At 48.4% G+C, this 16894-nt stretch carries 13 protein-coding genes; 7 read left to right on the top strand and 6 right to left on the bottom strand.

Going from position 1 to position 16894, the window contains the following annotated elements; genetic code table 11:
- Nucleotides 1–239: 239 nt before the first annotated feature.
- Nucleotides 240–2960, bottom strand: a complete 2721-nt coding sequence (locus QUB04_RS31290; protein WP_333290565.1) for a bifunctional acetate--CoA ligase family protein/GNAT family N-acetyltransferase — start codon at nucleotides 2958–2960, stop codon at nucleotides 240–242.
- 420 nt (nucleotides 2961–3380) lie between these two features.
- On the opposite strand from QUB04_RS31290, the gene pflB reads away from it, so the two are divergent.
- The 4 genes from pflB to clpS all read left to right on the top strand — a co-directional run bounded on the left by pflB (nucleotide 3381) and on the right by clpS (nucleotide 10145).
- Entirely contained in the window at nucleotides 3381–5609 is a 2229-nt protein-coding gene (gene pflB, locus QUB04_RS31285) for a formate C-acetyltransferase (RefSeq protein WP_333290564.1), read from the top strand.
- Nucleotides 5610–6125: 516 nt separating this feature from the next.
- The gene (pflA, locus tag QUB04_RS31280; RefSeq protein WP_333290563.1) at nucleotides 6126–6866 is read left to right on the top strand and encodes a pyruvate formate-lyase-activating protein; all 741 of its coding nucleotides are present in this window, start codon (nucleotides 6126–6128) and stop codon (nucleotides 6864–6866) included.
- A 124-nt stretch (nucleotides 6867–6990) separates the two neighbouring features.
- The gene (gene adhE, locus QUB04_RS31275; protein ID WP_333290562.1) at nucleotides 6991–9624 is read left to right on the top strand and encodes a bifunctional acetaldehyde-CoA/alcohol dehydrogenase; all 2634 of its coding nucleotides are present in this window, start codon (nucleotides 6991–6993) and stop codon (nucleotides 9622–9624) included.
- Nucleotides 9625–9851: 227 nt separating this feature from the next.
- Nucleotides 9852–10145 carry an ATP-dependent Clp protease adapter ClpS gene (gene clpS, locus QUB04_RS31270; protein ID WP_333290567.1) on the top strand — a complete coding sequence of 98 codons (294 nt, stop codon included), beginning with the start codon at nucleotides 9852–9854 and terminating at the stop codon, nucleotides 10143–10145.
- Between the two features lie 70 nt (nucleotides 10146–10215).
- On the opposite strand, the gene QUB04_RS31265 is transcribed toward clpS, so the two are convergent.
- The 3 genes from QUB04_RS31265 to QUB04_RS31255 all read right to left on the bottom strand — a co-directional run bounded on the left by QUB04_RS31265 (nucleotide 10216) and on the right by QUB04_RS31255 (nucleotide 12099).
- Nucleotides 10216–10716 (bottom strand): plastocyanin/azurin family copper-binding protein, encoded by a 501-nt coding sequence (locus QUB04_RS31265; protein WP_333290561.1) that lies wholly within the window; start codon nucleotides 10714–10716, stop codon nucleotides 10216–10218.
- A gap of 103 nt (nucleotides 10717–10819) precedes the next feature.
- Nucleotides 10820–11938, bottom strand: coding sequence for a tocopherol cyclase family protein (locus QUB04_RS31260; protein ID WP_333290560.1), 1119 nt, complete (start codon nucleotides 11936–11938; stop codon nucleotides 10820–10822).
- Nucleotides 11833–12099 carry a hypothetical protein gene (locus tag QUB04_RS31255; protein ID WP_333290559.1) on the bottom strand — a complete coding sequence of 89 codons (267 nt, stop codon included), beginning with the start codon at nucleotides 12097–12099 and terminating at the stop codon, nucleotides 11833–11835. Before QUB04_RS31255 ends, QUB04_RS31260 begins: the two co-directional genes overlap by 106 nt.
- Here QUB04_RS31255 and QUB04_RS31250 point away from each other — a divergent pair.
- The gene (locus QUB04_RS31250) at nucleotides 12050–12631 is read left to right on the top strand and encodes an Npun_F5749 family FMN-dependent PPOX-type flavoprotein (protein WP_333290558.1); all 582 of its coding nucleotides are present in this window, start codon (nucleotides 12050–12052) and stop codon (nucleotides 12629–12631) included. The two genes, QUB04_RS31255 and QUB04_RS31250, sit on opposite strands and share 50 nt — an antisense overlap.
- A gap of 177 nt (nucleotides 12632–12808) precedes the next feature.
- Here QUB04_RS31250 and cysE read toward each other — a convergent pair whose 3' ends face one another.
- Nucleotides 12809–13615 (bottom strand): serine O-acetyltransferase, encoded by an 807-nt coding sequence (gene cysE / locus QUB04_RS31245; RefSeq protein ID WP_333290557.1) that lies wholly within the window; start codon nucleotides 13613–13615, stop codon nucleotides 12809–12811.
- 108 nt (nucleotides 13616–13723) lie between these two features.
- On the opposite strand from cysE, the gene QUB04_RS31240 reads away from it, so the two are divergent.
- Nucleotides 13724–13852 (top strand): hypothetical protein, encoded by a 129-nt coding sequence (locus QUB04_RS31240; protein ID WP_333290556.1) that lies wholly within the window; start codon nucleotides 13724–13726, stop codon nucleotides 13850–13852.
- 70 nt (nucleotides 13853–13922) lie between these two features.
- Here QUB04_RS31240 and QUB04_RS31235 read toward each other — a convergent pair whose 3' ends face one another.
- On the bottom strand, nucleotides 13923–14405 hold the full coding sequence (locus tag QUB04_RS31235) for a hypothetical protein (RefSeq protein ID WP_333290555.1): 483 nt from the start codon (nucleotides 14403–14405) through the stop codon (nucleotides 13923–13925).
- A 548-nt stretch (nucleotides 14406–14953) separates the two neighbouring features.
- Between QUB04_RS31235 and mrdA the strand changes: the two genes are divergently transcribed.
- Nucleotides 14954–16780: a penicillin-binding protein 2 gene (gene mrdA, locus QUB04_RS31230; protein WP_333290566.1), complete on the top strand. Its 1827-nt coding sequence runs from the start codon at nucleotides 14954–14956 to the stop codon at nucleotides 16778–16780.
- Nucleotides 16781–16894: the final 114 nt, after the last annotated feature.

The raw sequence follows: 16894 nt of genomic DNA, 5'->3' as shown, positions 1-16894 counted from the left end.
ATCACTAACTCCGTTGAGAGTTAGGCTAACCGTCCCTGGATAGGAGAGCCTACCCATTTAGGTTAAACGAATCGCACGCCGGAATTGATATTATAGCGGTTCTCAAGCGTGGTGAGGTATGGGGGCGAATCCTATGCCCTATGCCCTATGCCCTATGCCCTATGCCCTATGCCCTATGCCCTATGCCCGCGTGATCACCTCATGTTACTGAGAAAGGCTATATTTAACCAAACTTGCTATTAGCAGACAAAAACAGCTTTCAACATTCCTTCGCCTCGGTCTGGTTGGAGTTCAAATCCTAGTTTTTTACAGAGGCTCTGCATCTGGTAGTTGCTATTGAGAATGTAGCCAACGATCGCCTCTAATTTCTCTTCCTGACCAATTTGCAGCATCCGCCTCAATAATTCTGTTCCCAAACCGCGCTTCTGATAGCTATCGCTAACGATCAGCGCAAATTCGGCTTGGTTTGTGCCGTGGAGTTTGCTCAGACGCGCTACTCCCAAAACCCGGTGTTCTGAGGTTTCCGGGTCTTGACGATCGGCTACTAACACCATTTCCCGATCGTAGTCAATAAAACAAATCCGGGTCAAACGTTCGTGAGCGATGCGGTGCTTTAACTTTACCATGTGAGCGTAGCGCAAATACACGCTCTCTTCCGAAAGTTCTTTGTGGAAGAGCACCATCAGCGGCTCATCTTCTGGGCGAATGGGACGGATGGTGAGGGGACGATCGCCGTCCGTTGACCATGTTTGAACGTATTGCGTAGGATAGGGGCGAATCGCGGGTGAAATGCGGTTTTCTGTTGTCTGGAGAACAACGCGGGCATCAAGAGCGATCGCACCTTCAGGAGAAACCAACAGCGGATTAATATCAATCTCGGAAATTTGAGGTTGCTCTACAATCAGTTGACTGAAACGAACTAATAACTGTTCGAGTTGTACCAGGTCAATTGCCGATCGACCGCGCACTCCTTGCAAAGCTTTATAGATGCGAGTTTGCTCCATCATCCGCCGCGCTAGGGTGGTATTTAAAGGCGGAAGGGCGAGCGATCGATCTTGAAAGACTTCCACTAATTGTCCGCCGGAACCAAACAGCATCACCGGCCCAAATTGTGGGTCAATACTGCTACCCAAAATTAGTTCATAGCCTTCCAAATGCACCATCGGCTGCACGGTTACGCCAAGAAACGCTGCAGGATCGATCGCCCGTACCCGCTGGGCGATCGCCTCAAAGGCACTAATTACAGCGTTAGCATCGCCTAAATTTAGTTTTACACCCCCCACATCGGTTTTGTGAGTAATCGTCTCAGAATGGAGTTTTAGCACCACTGGATAACCGAGGATCTCGGCAATTTCCACAGCTTCGGCCGCACTTGCTGCAATTTCTGTCGCTACGGTGGGAATGCCGTAAGCTGCCAGCAACTGTTTTGATTCGTACTCGGTTAATAGAGTGCGATTATTTTGGCCCGCGGCAGTCAAAATCTTCGCAGCAGTCGCACACCCGGAAGTCTCGATTTCGCAATCAGCGGGGAGAGATGGCGTTTCGTAGATAGCGCGCAGGTTGTATGTGTACCGCCACATATAGTTGAATAACCTGACGGCGGTATCGGGATAAGGGAAAGTCGGAATATTTGCCTGATTGAGAATTTGCGTTCCCGCTGACACTTCCACACCGCCCATCCAGCTTGCTAATAAGGGCTTTCCGAGTTTGCTGTAAGACTTGAGTTTTTCTGCGGTTTGGGTGGGATTTGTCATCGCTTGTGGCGTCAGGATGACCAGCAATCCGTCACTATTGGGATCGGGAGCGACAACTTCTAGAGTTTTGGCGTAAAGATCGCTACTAGCATCGCCCAAAATATCGATCGGGTTGTGATGACTCCACTGAGGGGGCAAAAACTCATCAAGCTTCTGCACCGTCTCCGGTGACAGATTTGCCAGCGCACCGCCGTCGCTAATTAAGGCATCAGTGGCGATCGCCCCTGGGCCTCCTGCATTGGTGACGATCGATAGGCGGTTGCCCTGCGGTCGCGGTTGCTTGGCCAGAATTTCTGCCATGTCGAACAAATCGGAAATCGTATGTACCCGCAACGCGCCACAGCGGCGGAAAGCAGCGTTAAGCACGTCATCGCTACCGGTCAAAGCCCCCGTATGGGAAGCGGCGGCTTGGGCGGCGGCGGCGGTACGTCCTACCTTGAGAATGATGATCGGTTTGTCGATCGCCACTGGGCGGGCGGCGGACAGAAACGAACGAGCATCACCCATAGATTCCATGTACAAAACGATACTGTGGGTATGGGGATCGTCCCCGAAATACTCGATCAGATCGCCCCAACCGACATCGAGCATAGAGCCGATCGATACAAAGGCGCTAAAACCGACATTTTCCCCCAAACTCCAGTCGAGAATCGAAGTACAGAGGGCGCCGCTTTGACTGATGAAGGCGACATTACCCGGACGGGCGATCGTACCTGCAAAAGTAGCATTGAGGCCAACCACAGGATTCATCACACCGAGGCAATTTGGGCCGATAATCCGCATTCCGCCCAGACGCGCTTGGGCGAGAACTTGCTGTTCTAAAGCCTCCCCAGCCGCACCAATCTCTTTAAAGCCAGCAGAAACAATAATTGCCCCTTTCACCCCAGCAGCGATACATTCGCGGATCACTTGCGGCACCCCAGCAGCAGGCGTAGCAATCACCGCCAGATCCACTACTTCCGGGACGCTAGCAATGTCAGGATAAGACTTGAGTCCCAAGACGCTGTGGCGCTGCGGATTCACTGGAAAAACTGTTCCGCCAAACGGATTCCGAATCAAGTTCCACAGGAGAGTTCGTCCGACGCTTCCTTCTCTCTCTGTTGCGCCGATTACAGCCACGGAGCGAGGCCGAAAAATCCGATCGAGCGGATGACGCTGTTCTTTCCAAATATCGTGAGCCCGATCGCTCGCAGTGCTTTGATTCATTGAATTTATCTGCATAGTACCCTACTTCAATTAATCAGCAATTAATATTGCTCTGCTTTCGATAACAATCACCGAATCAAATCCGAACTCTTTTTCGGCTTTTTCTTCATCTTTCTCTCGTGTTCGCGGTTCGTGACCCAAAAATCTCATTGCCCGTTGCCGACCTACCCGCCCTTAAACAACCTTTCCGTTGTCCAAGTGTTAGTTGGGGAGCCAAGTTTGTCAGAGCTTCCTCAACAATAATTCAAGAGGATGCTCTGCCTACTATCTATCTTAATTCTTCCCACGGAATTAGCAAGTCAACTTTTGTAACAAATAGCGAACTGAGGATTTAAAATAGTGAAATTAAATATATACTAGATGTAGTGGTCGAAGAAGAAAAGATCGATCGCTAACAAAAAATTGAGGGGAAAGCAAGCTATGTTTGCAGAATGGCACGGCTTTACTGAAGGCAACTGGACAAACGAAGTCAACGTCAGAGACTTCATCCAAAAGAATTACACCCCCTACGAAGGGAATGCAGAATTTCTCAGAGCACCAACCGAAAAAACCCAGCAGCTTTGGCAAAAAGTTCTGGAATTAATGAAGCAAGAGCGCGAAAAAAGTGTATTGGATGTTGATACAAAAGTTCCCACATCTATCACGGCTCATGCAGCAGGATACATCGATCGCGACTTAGAACAAATAGTAGGTTTGCAAACAGATAAACCTTTGAAACGCGCGATTATGCCCTTTGGCGGAATTCGCGTGGTCAAGGCAGGTTTAGAAGCTTACGGCTATCAGCTAGATGAGCAAACAGAAGAAATATTTACGAAATATCGCAAAACTCATAACGATGGTGTATTCGATGTTTACACGCGCTCGATGCGTCTGGCGAGACGTTCTGGTATCATCACAGGTTTGCCAGATGCCTATGGACGCGGGCGGATCATCGGTGACTATCGGCGCGTTGCTTTGTACGGGGTCGATCGCCTAATTGATGATAAAAAAACCCAGCAAGAATCACTCGAACTAGACGCGATGGACGAGGCAACAATTCGTTTGCGCGAAGAGTTATCCGAGCAAATTCGGGCCTTGTTTGAGTTAAAAGAAATGGCTGCTAGCTACGGCTTTGATATTAGCCGTCCGGCGGCAAACGCACGAGAAGCTGTCCAGTGGGTGTATTTTGGCTACTTGGGAGCAGTGAAAGAACAAAACGGGGCAGCGATGTCTCTGGGGCGCGTATCGACGTTTTTAGACATTTATTTCGAGCGCGATTTACAAAGTGGCGCGAGTTCCGAAGTGGAATTGCAAGAACTGATCGACCATTTTGTAATGAAACTCCGCATGGTGCGGTTTTTGCGGACTCCCGACTATAACGCTCTGTTTTCTGGCGATCCAACTTGGGTAACAGAGGCGATCGGCGGTATAAGCACTGACGGTAGAACATTGGTAACTCGTAACAGTTTCCGATTCTTGCACACCCTGTCAAACCTCGGTACTGCACCAGAACCCAACCTCACCGTTTTGTGGTCGGAAAACTTGCCGGAAAACTTCAAAGAATTCTGTGCCAAGGTATCCAGCGATACGAGTTCGATTCAGTACGAAAACGACGACTTGATGCGTCCTCAATACGGCGATGATTACGCGATCGCCTGTTGTGTTTCTGCCATGCGAATTGGCAAGCAAATGCAGTTTTTCGGCGCGCGAGTTAACTTGGCTAAGACTTTGCTCTATGCGATTAACGGCGGTAAAGATGAGAAGTCCGGCGACCAAATCGCGCCGCAGTTCCCACCGATTACTACCGAATATCTCGATTATGACGAGGTAAGAGCCCGGTTCCAAGAAATGATGGCGTGGTTGGCAAAAACGTATATCAATACGCTGAATGTCATTCACTATATGCACGACAAATACTGCTACGAACGCCTGGAAATGGCATTGCACGATCGCGATGTTTACCGGACAATGGCCTGCGGAATTGCCGGATTGTCTGTGGTGGCGGACTCCCTATCGGCGATTAAACACGCTAAAGTTAAGGTGAGTCGCAACGAGCAAGGTTTGGCAGTGGATTACTCGATCGAAGGAGAATATCCCAAATATGGCAATAATGACGATCGCGTAGACAGTCTAGCCATCGAACTTGTGCAAAGCTTCATGAACGAAATTCGCCAGCACAAAACCTACCGTGGGGCTGTAGCGACTCAATCGGTACTAACGATTACCTCTAACGTAGTGTACGGCAAAAAAACTGGTAGCACCCCCGACGGACGTAAAGCAGGCGAACCCTTTGCTCCCGGTGCTAACCCGATGCACGGCCGAGATTCCTGTGGGGCGATCGCATCCTTATCTTCTGTAGCAAAACTGCCTTACAGTGATTGTCAAGATGGCATATCGAATACTTTTTCGATTGTACCGCAGGCCTTGGGCAGAATGGAGAGCGATCGGACTAATAACCTAGTTGGTCTGTTAGACGGTTACTTCCACGATGGCGGCCATCACATCAATGTTAACGCGCTCGATCGGCAAACATTACTAGATGCGATGGAACATCCAGAAAACTATCCCCAGCTAACAATTCGCGTCTCCGGTTATGCGGTTAATTTCATCAAACTTACCCGCGAACAGCAATTAGATGTGATTAAACGGACTTTCCACGAGCGCGTCTAAATCCCAGCAGAAAAAACTCGGCGGTTTCAACCGCTCAAGAGTCAAACTTTCATCCGAACAGAGGGGGACTGAAGAAGCTGTTAAACAATTAAGCTCAATCCCCCCTAGCCTTAAGAAAGGGAGAACCGGAAAGTCGGAAAATCCCCCTTCGTAGGGGCGGTGCCCCCGTGCCCGCCCTTGGCCAGGGGGAGCGAGCCTCGGCTATAAACAAGAGATCCGAAACTTTTCAGGCTATTGTTAAGCCCGCCCTCCCCCTCATATCAAATCCGTTAGCATCGGAATAGTAAATTCGAGTTCACAGTCAACAGTCAACCGTCAACAGTCAACAGTCAACAGTCAACAGTCAACAGTCAACAGTCAACAGTCAACAGTCAACAGTCAACCGTCAACCGTCAACAGTCAACCGTCAACAGTCAACCGTCAACAGTCAACCGTCAACCGTCAACATCATTCCGGTGTAACCGGAAATGATATCATCCCTACTCTCAAAATCCTTACCAACAAACAGCAAATTAAATGTCTGGAATTGGTCGCATTCATTCAATCGAAACATTTGGTACCGTAGACGGCCCCGGAATCCGGTTTATCGTCTTCACCCAAGGCTGTCCGTTACGCTGTCTTTACTGTCACAATCCCGACTGTCGCAATTCCCACGATGGTAAAGAAGTAACAGTCGATTATTTAATCGATCAAATTACAAAATGTAAATCCTACCTGCGGAAAGGAGGCGTTACAGTCAGCGGTGGCGAACCATTGATGCAGCCGGATTTTGTCAGAGAAATCTTTACCCGCTGTCATCAAATGGGCTTGCATACAGCGCTGGACACATCAGGGTTCTGTGTTTTAGAAGTTGCTAAACCGGTGCTAGAAATGGCCGATCTGGTTTTATTGGACATTAAATCCTACATTCCCGAACTGTATTACAAAGTCACCAACGTTTCGATCGAGCCTACTTTAGCAATGGCCAAATATCTCAGCGAAATTGGCAAACCGACGTGGATTCGATTTGTTCTCGTTCCTCACCTCACAGATGACATCCAAAACGTAGAAAAATTAGCGGAGTTTATTGCCAATCTGAACAATGTGGAAAAAGTAGAAGTATTACCATTTCATAAAATGGGAGAATACAAATGGGAACAATTAAAATTTGATTACGAACTCAAGGATACACCTCCCGCTTCACCGGAACTCGTGCAACAAACTGTTGATATTTTTCGCAGTCGCGGGCTAAATGCGCTCGGAGCTAGCGGTATATAATAATTAAAAGACCGCGTTCAAAAGTCACCCACAATCTTGAAATGATCTGCGTTCATCAGCAGGTTCCCTACCAATCAAAGATTGAGGCAATAATTTTCCCGAAATAAACATCAGTAAAAACAACATGAAAGTTACCAATTTAGAAGAATTAGAAGTCCTAATTCAAAAAGTGAAAGCAGCCCAAGCTGAATTTGCCACATACACTCAAGAACAAGTCGATCGCATATTCAAGCAAGCAGCTTTAGCCGCTAATGCCGCCCGCATTCCCTTAGCCAAGGCAGCAGTCAAAGAATCGGGAATGGGAGTCATCGAAGATAAGGCAATCAAAAATCATTTTGCCTCGGAAATGATTTACAACAAATACAAAAACGACAAGACTTGCGGTATCATCGAGTCCGATCGGCATTTTGGCTACGAACGCATTGCCGAACCCGTGGGAGTGCTGGCGGGAATCGTTCCTGTAACTAACCCGACTTCCACCACCATCTTTAAGTCTTTAATCGTGCTCAAGACGAGAAATGGCATTATATTTTCGCCCCACCCCCGCGCCAAATCCTGCACGGCTGCAGCGGCAAAAATCATCCTCGATGCGGCTGTAGCAGCAGGAGCACCACCGGATATTATTGGGTGGATTGATGAGCCAACTGTGCCACTTTCCCAAGCTTTGATGCAGCACCCCGATATCAAACTAATTTTGGCAACTGGCGGGCCGGGAATGGTAAAAGCGGCCTACTCTTCAGGGCATCCCTCCCTCGGTGTCGGCGCAGGAAATACTCCCGCCATCATCGATGAAACCGCCCACATCCAAATGGCTGTCAGCTCAATTTTGCTGAGCAAAACTTTCGACAACGGCACGATTTGTGCTTCGGAACAATCGGTGGTTGTTGTGGATGAGGTGTACGATGCAGTGCAACTGGAATTCATTAAGCGCGGTGCTTATTTCCTGAATGCTGAAGAACGGGACAAAGTGCGGCAGGTAATCTTAATTGATGGTCGATTGAATGCCGAAATTGTCGGACAATCGGTGCAAAAGGTGGCGCAGATTGCTGGTTTTACAGTGCCGTCAAACATCAGGGTTTTGATTGGAGAAGTGGAGGCGGTAGGTAAAGAAGAACCCTTTGCTTGTGAAAAACTTTCGCCGATTCTCGCCATGTATCGCGCCAAGGACTTTACTGAAGCAGTAGACAAAGCTGAAGCGCTGATAATTTTTGGCGGACACGGACATACTTCTGTACTCTACACCGCTCCGCACAATCAGAAGCACATTCGTTATTTTGAAAGCAAACTAGAGACTTCGCGGGTGCTGATTAATACGCCTTCTTCTCAAGGTGCGATCGGCGATTTGTACAATTTCCGCCTCGATCCCTCCCTTACCCTCGGTTGCGGTAGCTGGGGCGATAATTCGATTTCTGTCAACGTGACACCCCATCACCTGCTGAATATCAAAACCGTAGCAGAACGGCGCGAGAATATGCTCTGGTTCCGCATTCCTCCCAAGATTTATTTTAAGTCGGGTTGTCTTCCTGTAGCTTTGAGGGATCTTGCAGGTAAGAAACGTGCTTTGATCGTGACGGATAAACCTTTGTTTGAATTGGGATTGACTAAGGAAGTCACAGATAGTTTGGAAGAAATCGGCATCGATCACTACACATTTTACGATGTGGAACCCGATCCTTCGCTTGCTACTGTTCGCAAAGGTTTGGAAATCTGCAATAGTTTCCATCCAGATGCGATTATTGCCTTTGGTGGTGGCTCGCCGATGGATGCTGCTAAAGTAATGTGGCTGATGTATGAGCATCCAGAAATTGAGTTTGAAGGATTGGCGATGCGGTTTATGGATATCCGCAAGCGGGTATACGAACTGCCGCCTTTGGGTTCAAAGGCAACTATGGTGGCAATTCCAACTACTTCGGGAACGGGTTCGGAAGTCACGCCTTTTGCGGTTGTTACGGATGAACGATCAGGGATTAAGTATCCGCTTGCAGATTATGCTCTGACTCCGAATATGGCGATCGTCGATCCAGAACTTACGCTGAATATGCCTCGAAAACTGACTGCTTACGGTGGCATTGATGCGCTAACCCACGCTTTAGAAGCTTATGTTTCTGTGTTGGCTTCTGAGTATACAAATGGTTTGGCTTTAGAATCGATTCGTTTGCTGTTTAAATACCTGCCCAGCGCTTACAAAAATGGTGCTAACGATCCGAAAGCGCGGGAGAAAGTACATTATGCTGCTACGATGGCCGGGATGGCATTTGCCAACTCTTTTCTGGGGGTTTGTCACTCAGTAGCTCACCAATTAGGTGCAACTTGCCACGTCCCTCACGGTTTAGCGAATGCGCTGATGATTTCCCATGTAATTCGCTACAATGCAACGGATGTTCCGTTCAAGCAAGCGATTTTTTCTCAAAACAAGTATCCTAACAGCAAGTGGCGTTATGCTCGAATTGCGGACTATCTGAATTTGGGCGGCGATACAGAAGATGAGAAAGTTGAGAAGTTGATCGAAGCGGTGGAAGCTCTCAAGCGTGAGGTAGAGCTTCCTAGCACGATTCAGGAGGCGATCGCCAGTCAGGGAATGAGTGATGATTTCTTTTTTGCTCGCGTTGAGGAAATGGCCGATCGCGCTTTTGACGATCAGTGTACCGGAGCGAACCCCCGCTATCCGCTGATTGAAGATTTAAAGCAACTTCTGGTGCAAGCGTACTCTCACAGCGGCGACACTTCTGAGGTCGATCGAGTGTTAACTGTAGTTTAATCGGCGCGGTGCAAGAGATTTCTCCTCAAAAGCCAGTCAATGGGGGGTAGGAGGCCTAACCCCTACTCCCCACAATTTCTGGAGAAATCTAACGCAGGGCCCGGTGGTGAAAATAAACCCCGAAGCGGATCAAAATACCAAGTAGGGGTTGAAAAATTGTGAAATTGTGTTATGATGTTAGAGGTAACTATTTTACAAATCTTGTAGTTTCAGTGGCTGTTCGCGCGATGACCTCTTCACCAACCATATCACCCGTTCGATCGAGTCAAGTTACCCGCAAACCTTATCCCAACTATCGGGTAATAGTCCTCAACGACGATTTCAACACATTTCAGCACGTTGTGGAATGTTTGACGAAATACATTCCAGGGATGACGAGCGATCAAGCTTGGAAACTCGCCAACCAAATCCACCATGAAGGCCAGGCCACCGTCTGGGTTGGCCCGCAAGAGCAAGCAGAACTTTATCATATGCAATTGAGCCGTGCTGGACTGACAATGGCTCCGCTAGAGTCTACTTAAAAAGTGTCTAGAGGGCCGAAAGTTCGATCGATTTTCGGTAATTAATCTGAAATTGAACGGAGATTGGGATTTAAGAGGCGATCGTAATTTTGCCAATCATCCCCGCTTCCGTATGTCCGACTACCGTACAGCGCAGGTTGTAGGTTCCTGATTTCATCGGCACAAACACCCATTCTGCCATAGCGCCCGGTTTAAGTTCTAATTCGTGAATGGCTCCTTTAATTTCCACTTTCCCAGCTTCAACTTTTTGAGTCCAACTCGCATCAGCAAAGTTTTTAGCAGTAAAATAATGTTTCTGCGAACTGGGATTTTTTAGAACTAATTTATAGCGCTTGCCCGATTCAAATTCTAGCAAATTGGGAAAGAATTTGAGTTCCCCAGCTTCGTTACCTAAACTAACAGTAATTTCGGTGACTGGTTGGCGAGACAAATCACCGACAGCACTAGCAATTGCCGCCGGCATCAAGATTGTGATCAAACATAAAATTAGTCCCAAAATAACCTTGAAAGTTTTTTGTAACCCCTGGCTGCGGTAGAATTTACCTAATTGCAAACCGAGTAAATTGATCATGGCTGTTCTGACCACTGTTAACTATTAACTGACAACTGACTACTGACTACTGACTACTGACAACTGACTAATGACTAATGACTACTGACTAATGACTAATGACTTAATTCGATCGCCAAACTTCATCCCAAGGCCCGCCCCCAACTTCCAAACCCGATAAAGAACTTTGAGCCTCTAAGATAATTCTAGAACGCTGCTTGCCATTTTTTTCCACATTTCCCCCCAACAACTCTCGCAGTTGCAAGCGCAATTCGCCGTGCGTCGTATCCCGGCAGCAAAAAGCCATCCCTTTTTCTGTAGGAGCTCGCAGATAAGTACCAGGACTGTTTGTAGTGCCAATTAACTCAACTTCAAACTGACTGTTTCTCGCCTGCATTTTCCAGCTTCCCCAAGGTTCAATAGTCCAACTAACTTGGGAATTCCAAGGCACAAATTCGTAAAATTTGCCTCGGTAATGCAGACCAATCATTGCTACCGATTCCATCCACCACAGCACGCCCCGCTTGCCGCCGCCAGCAGTTAAAGCTAAATCGCTTTCGCCTTGAAAACAATTGCAATTAACCCAAAACCACTTTTGCGGAAAAGCACCGCCCCAGTTTTTTTCGCTATAAGCAGGAGCATCTTTAAATTCGTAGCGTTCGTCATTCCAATCGATCCAGCCCGTGGCTAAACCGTGAGCCATTAAAATTTGCCATCCCGGTTCAAATATGGGTAGAAAAGATACCATTCCCGCCGTAGATTTCTGGATTTCCTCAGAGTTTCCCCAGCCATAAATAGGTTTAATTTCGTACTGCCAAAAACAGTGGCTGCCGCTTCCTGGATCGTGCAAATAACCTTGATTCAGAGTAGCAGTAGCTTGATAGCCTTCTTCGACGCGGCTGTCGAATACTTGCGGATCTAAATATTGGGGTTTAATTTGTAAATCTGTTCTGCCCCAATGTCCGAAAGCCAAGCCTTCTCGGTGCGCCCAAAACTTATTTACATCGGGCAAGGTGCGGCACAAATAGCTATCTTTCGGGCCGAGAATTTGAGCTGCACCGCCACTGTAAGGTTGACCGCCTCTGGGGTCTTCGATGGAATACATGAATGCAAAGGATTGTCCGTGAATCGGTAATGTTATTCGGTAGTACCAGCCTTCAAAAAAGCGGCGGGAACTGCCGTCCCAGTGGTAGCCACTGTGGGGAGTTTCAATAGTTTTGAGTTTTGAGAGTGAATTTGACATAGAATTACCAATAGCATGACAGGGAATTCACGGATAACTGTTTCTTCCTTCTTCCTTCTTCCTTCTTCCTTCTTCCTTCTTCCTTCTTCCTTCTTCCTTCTTCCTTCCTTTATGTCTTTAGCACTTTGGCGATCGCCCTTAGCTCGCGCGCTCCACCGCAACCGCAGTCTTGCTTTTGCCCGCTACTTGCAACTAGCAACGGTTCGGGCTACCGGGCGACCGGCCAACCGCACTGTGGTGTTTCGAGGCTTTTTAGCAGATACTAATCAGTTAAAGTTTATTACAGATATTCGCAGTCAAAAGGCAGAGGAGATTAATCTCTATCCTTGGGGGGAAATTTGCTGGTATTTCCCGAAAACTCGCGAACAATTTCGGATTGCTGGAAAGCTAGTTTTGGTAGGGGCAGATTATCCAGAAGCAGAGTTGTGTTCATCGCGCCGCACAACTTGGCAGGAGCTTTCTGAGCCGGCTAGATCACAGTTTGCTTGGCCTCATCCGGGGGATGACAAAGCCGAGGCTAGTGCTTTTGATTCTGCTTCCCCAGATGTGATCGAGCCGCTGCCTAATTTTTGCTTGCTGTTGTTGGAACCGGAAACGGTGGATTTGTTGGAGTTGCGGGGGGAACCGCAAAATCGATCGCTTTATCGCCGCGACGGGGAGGGAAATTGGTCTGTGCGATCGGTTAATCCTTGAAAAAGAAGTCATTAGTCAGTAGTCATTAGTCAGTAGTCATTAGTCAGTAGTCATTAGTCAGTAGTCATTAGTTATTAGTCATCACTTAACAGTTAACATTCACCCATGCCCAATGCCCTATGCCCAATGCCCTATGCCCAATGCCCTATGCCCTATGCCCTATGCCCTATTCAAATTTTAGATGCCGCTGCCGTCGAAAAATTCTTGAATTGCTTTATCTTTTAACTTGCAGCTAGGGGTTGTAACTAGCTGTGTTTTTTCGGCTAAGGCTACATTGCTGGCTTGGTTTAAAGCTTCTGATACTGAGTGGAAATTGTGGGAATTGGGAACAGAAGTTAAGGAGACAGATGCTTGAGGAAGCAAACTTTTTACTTGCTGTTCGAGGGACTCGATGCGATCGAGCAAAGAGCGAATTACCACAGCTTCCGAATCCGGCAAACTGCCGTGTTCTAGGGGATTGACGCGCACTCCCGATCGATATACGATGCGGCCGGGAATCCCTACCACTGTGCAGTCAGATGGTACGTCGCGGAGCACGACGGAACCGGCGCCGATGCGGACGTTATTGCCAATTTGCAGATTGCCGAGTACCTTGGCGCCGGCACCGAAAACTACGTTTTCGCCGACGGTAGGGTGACGTTTGCCACTTTCCTTGCCAGTACCGCCAAGGGTGACACCTTGGTAAATTAGGGCAAAATCGCCGATTATCGCTGTTTCGCCGATCACAACCCCCATACCGTGGTCGATGAATACGCTTTTGCCGATGGTTGCCCCTGGGTGGATTTCAATTCCGGTCAAAAAACGAGCCAGGTGGGAAATCAAGCGGGGGATGAAGGGAAGCCCCAACACATAAAGCCAGTGTGCGAAACGGTGCAGCACTAGGGCCTGAAGACCGGGATAGCAAAACAAAACTTCCAGCCAGTTGCGAGCGGCAGGGTCGCGATCGAAAATTATACTGAAGTCAGCTCTAAGAGTCTTTAGCACTTTCGGAGTTACCTATTTTGGTTAAACACGCCACTTTCGATTTTACATTTTACTGGATGGCGGAAGTGAGCGGTCGATCTGGAGATTGGGTAGTGGGAGATTAACAGAGTGGGAGATTGGGGAAATTGGGGCATGGGGCATTGGGAATTGGGCATGGGGCATGGGGCATGGGGCAGGGGGCATTGGGAATTGGGCATGGGGCATGGGGCATGGGGCATTGGAACTGACCACAAATAACCAATAACAAATAACCAATGACTACTGACTACTGACTACTGACTACTGACTACTGACTACTGACTACTGACTATTCCTGTACTGAGATTGTATAGTTAGACTGGACTCCGGGTTCGAGAGTACCTACCCAAATCCTGTAAGAGCCTGCTTGCCAGTTTGAATCAACTATGCCAGCATCTTTATTCTGACCTATATCGTCTCCGCAGCGCACCGCATTACCGGGGCCTTGTACGAGTAAGGTTGTGTCCTTGCCTCCGCTGTTGATTTGGAGTGTGAGTTTTGAAAATTTTTGCTGCAAGACTATGATGTGGTCGGGAGTTGGGGTGGCAAAACCCAAACATTTGTTTTTGTGGCGATCGGCGTTGGCTATGACAGATAGAGAGTACGATCCGCCTGTGGAACCTCTCAAAACTGCTGTTGGGGCTGCAAAACCTCGCGATAAAGTTAAAGTGCCGAAATTGGCTGTTTCTGCTAAAACTGGTAGGGCTGCGATCGCGGCGATCGCACCCAAGAGCGCACCGTTTTTGAAATTGGCTCCCTGATTAAACAACATGGCAATACTCCTCGGTCAGAACTTAAAATCACAGCTCAGAATTTACCCATCGCAGCCCCCTAGAATACAAACTGTGGAGGAAGAATAATTTTTTTTAAATTAGTTCAAAACCTCCTGGCTTCTCTTCCTTATGTCTATCAGGACAATCCCTGTACGATCGCGCTCGCTTGTGCCACTCGGATTTCTGCCACAGGCGATCGACTCATATCCGAAATTGTACGGTGTCAGGATGATAAATTTGATACTTCTAGTCTTGCTGTTGGCGCTCGGTTCCCTATTGACACAGGCCTTGGTATTGTTACCTATAGGTCTATCTGGCTGGCTGCACCTCCCTAATTGGCTGAGCCTGGCCTTGATTTTTCTGGCTATTTCTTGGTGCTTGGGGGATTAGTCAGCAGTCATGAGTTATTAGTGATTAGTCAAAAGTTAATGATCAATTATTCGGCTTCCCCCAATGGTCAAGGCCCGATTGGGCCCGGTTTGATGATGTATACTTCACAATTGACAATCAGAAACCTAAAATCTAGGATTTGACATCTACCTATAGAATGATGCAACGACAAGTTTATTCAATCTCAGCATTTCACTCTTCTGACAAAACCCTGGGGGAAACTCCTAAAAAACAGGATCGTCCGATACACCGGGCGCTCGTGTTCATGCTGGTGGCAACAGGTTTGCTGGGCCTGCATGCTAGTCGGCTGGTGGAATTGCAACTGATACAAGGGAAGCAACACCGGGAACGAGCCGAAAACAATCGGGTTCGCCTAGTGCCAATGCCGGCGAATCGCGGACACATTATCGATCGCAAAGGCAAGTTGCTAGCGGCAAACAATTTAGCTCGATCGGTATATTTGTGGCCGAAAGAACAAACGCCGGAACAGTGGAAAGCGACAGCAGAAAAGTTGAGTCCGCTGGTTAAAATCCCGGTCGAAGAAATTTTAAAAAAAATAAAAGAGGTCGATCCTCAATCCTATAGACCGGTGCGGCTCAAGCAAGCAATGCCGCCAGAGGTGTTTGTGCCGCTAGCAGAAGAGGTGGGACAAATGCGGGGAGTGGAAGTGCGGCCAGAAGCGAACCGCTACTATCCCGAAGGCAGTTTGGCGGCTCACGTTATCGGATATATCGGCGAAGCTACCGCAGCAGACTTGAAAGCTCATCCCGAATATCCGATGGGGATGATTGTCGGTCAAATGGGCATAGAAGCGAGCTCTAACCAGAAGATTGCCGGAGTTTGGGGCGATCGGCTGATCGAGGTAAATGCCCAAAATCAAGAATTGCGGCTGATGGGAGAGACACCGCCCAAACCCGGTGAGGCGGTGCAGCTAACCATAGACTTGTCCATGCAAAAAGCAGCCGAAAAAGCCCTGGGGAACCGCCGGGGAGCAGTAGTGGCGCTGGATGTCAAAACCGGGGCGGTATTAGTTATGGCCAGCCACCCGACTTTTGACCCCAATCTGTTTACGCGAAAAATCACTAAGGATGAGTGGGAAACTCTTCAAAACCCAGAAAATCCATTTTTGAATCGGGCCACGCAAGGCTATCCCCCCGGCAGTACCTTTAAAATTGTGACTTCCGTCGCGGGCCTGGAGTCGGGCAAATTTTCGCCGGACTCAATTCTGGGTACTTCGTCTTACATTACTGTGGGGGGAATTGATTTTAACGAACACAGCGGCGGTTTCGGCGACATCGGCTTTCGGGAGGCATTGGCTTTCAGCAGCAATACGTTTTTTTATCAAATGGGGATTAGTACCGGGCCGGAGCAAATTTCTAAGTGGGGACACCGCCTGGGAATTGGCAAGGAGACGGATTTGAATCTTTTGGGGCTAGGCGGCGGCGATCACGGTCAAGCCCCGACGCCGGCCGAGAAGGAGAAAATATATAAAGAACCTTGGTATGCGGGTGATACGGTAACGATGTCGATCGGGCAGGGGTTGGTGTTGATGACTCCTTTGGAGGGGGCGGTGATGGTGAGTTCGATCGCGAATGGGGGCTATCGCGTGAAGCCTCATCTTTTGACTTCCATGACCGGCACAGCGGAGACTCAACGGGTACATACGGGGATGAAACCTTCAACAGTTCAGGTGGTTAAGGAAGGACTGATCGCGGTAGTTGCCGAGGGTACGGGACAGGGATTGAATGACGGTTCGATTCCGCTGACAGCGGGCAAAACAGGGACTTCGGAGGTCATCGGACAGGAGGATCACTCTTTGTATGTGGCTTTCGGGCCCGCTGACAAGCCGGAAATTGCGATCGCCGTGGTTGTGGAAAATGGCGGTTATGGTTCTGTTGCCGCCGCCCCGATCGCCAAAGAGGTATTTCAAGCTTATTTTGGGCCACCGAAAAAGGTGAAGCAGCCAGTAGTTATTAGTCCTTAGTTATGGGGCATTGGGCATTGGGCATTGGGCATTGGGAATTGGGCATAGTTTCTTCCTTCTTCCTTCTTCCTTCTTCCTTCTTCCTTCTTCCTTCTTCCTTCTTCCTTCTTCCTT

The sequence above is a fragment of the Microcoleus sp. D2_18a_B4 genome (assembly GCF_036702475.1).
GTDB lineage: Bacteria > Cyanobacteriota > Cyanobacteriia > Cyanobacteriales > Microcoleaceae > Microcoleus.
Note: the sequence above shows the minus strand (reverse complement) of the source record. Positions and strands in the feature narration are given on the sequence as shown.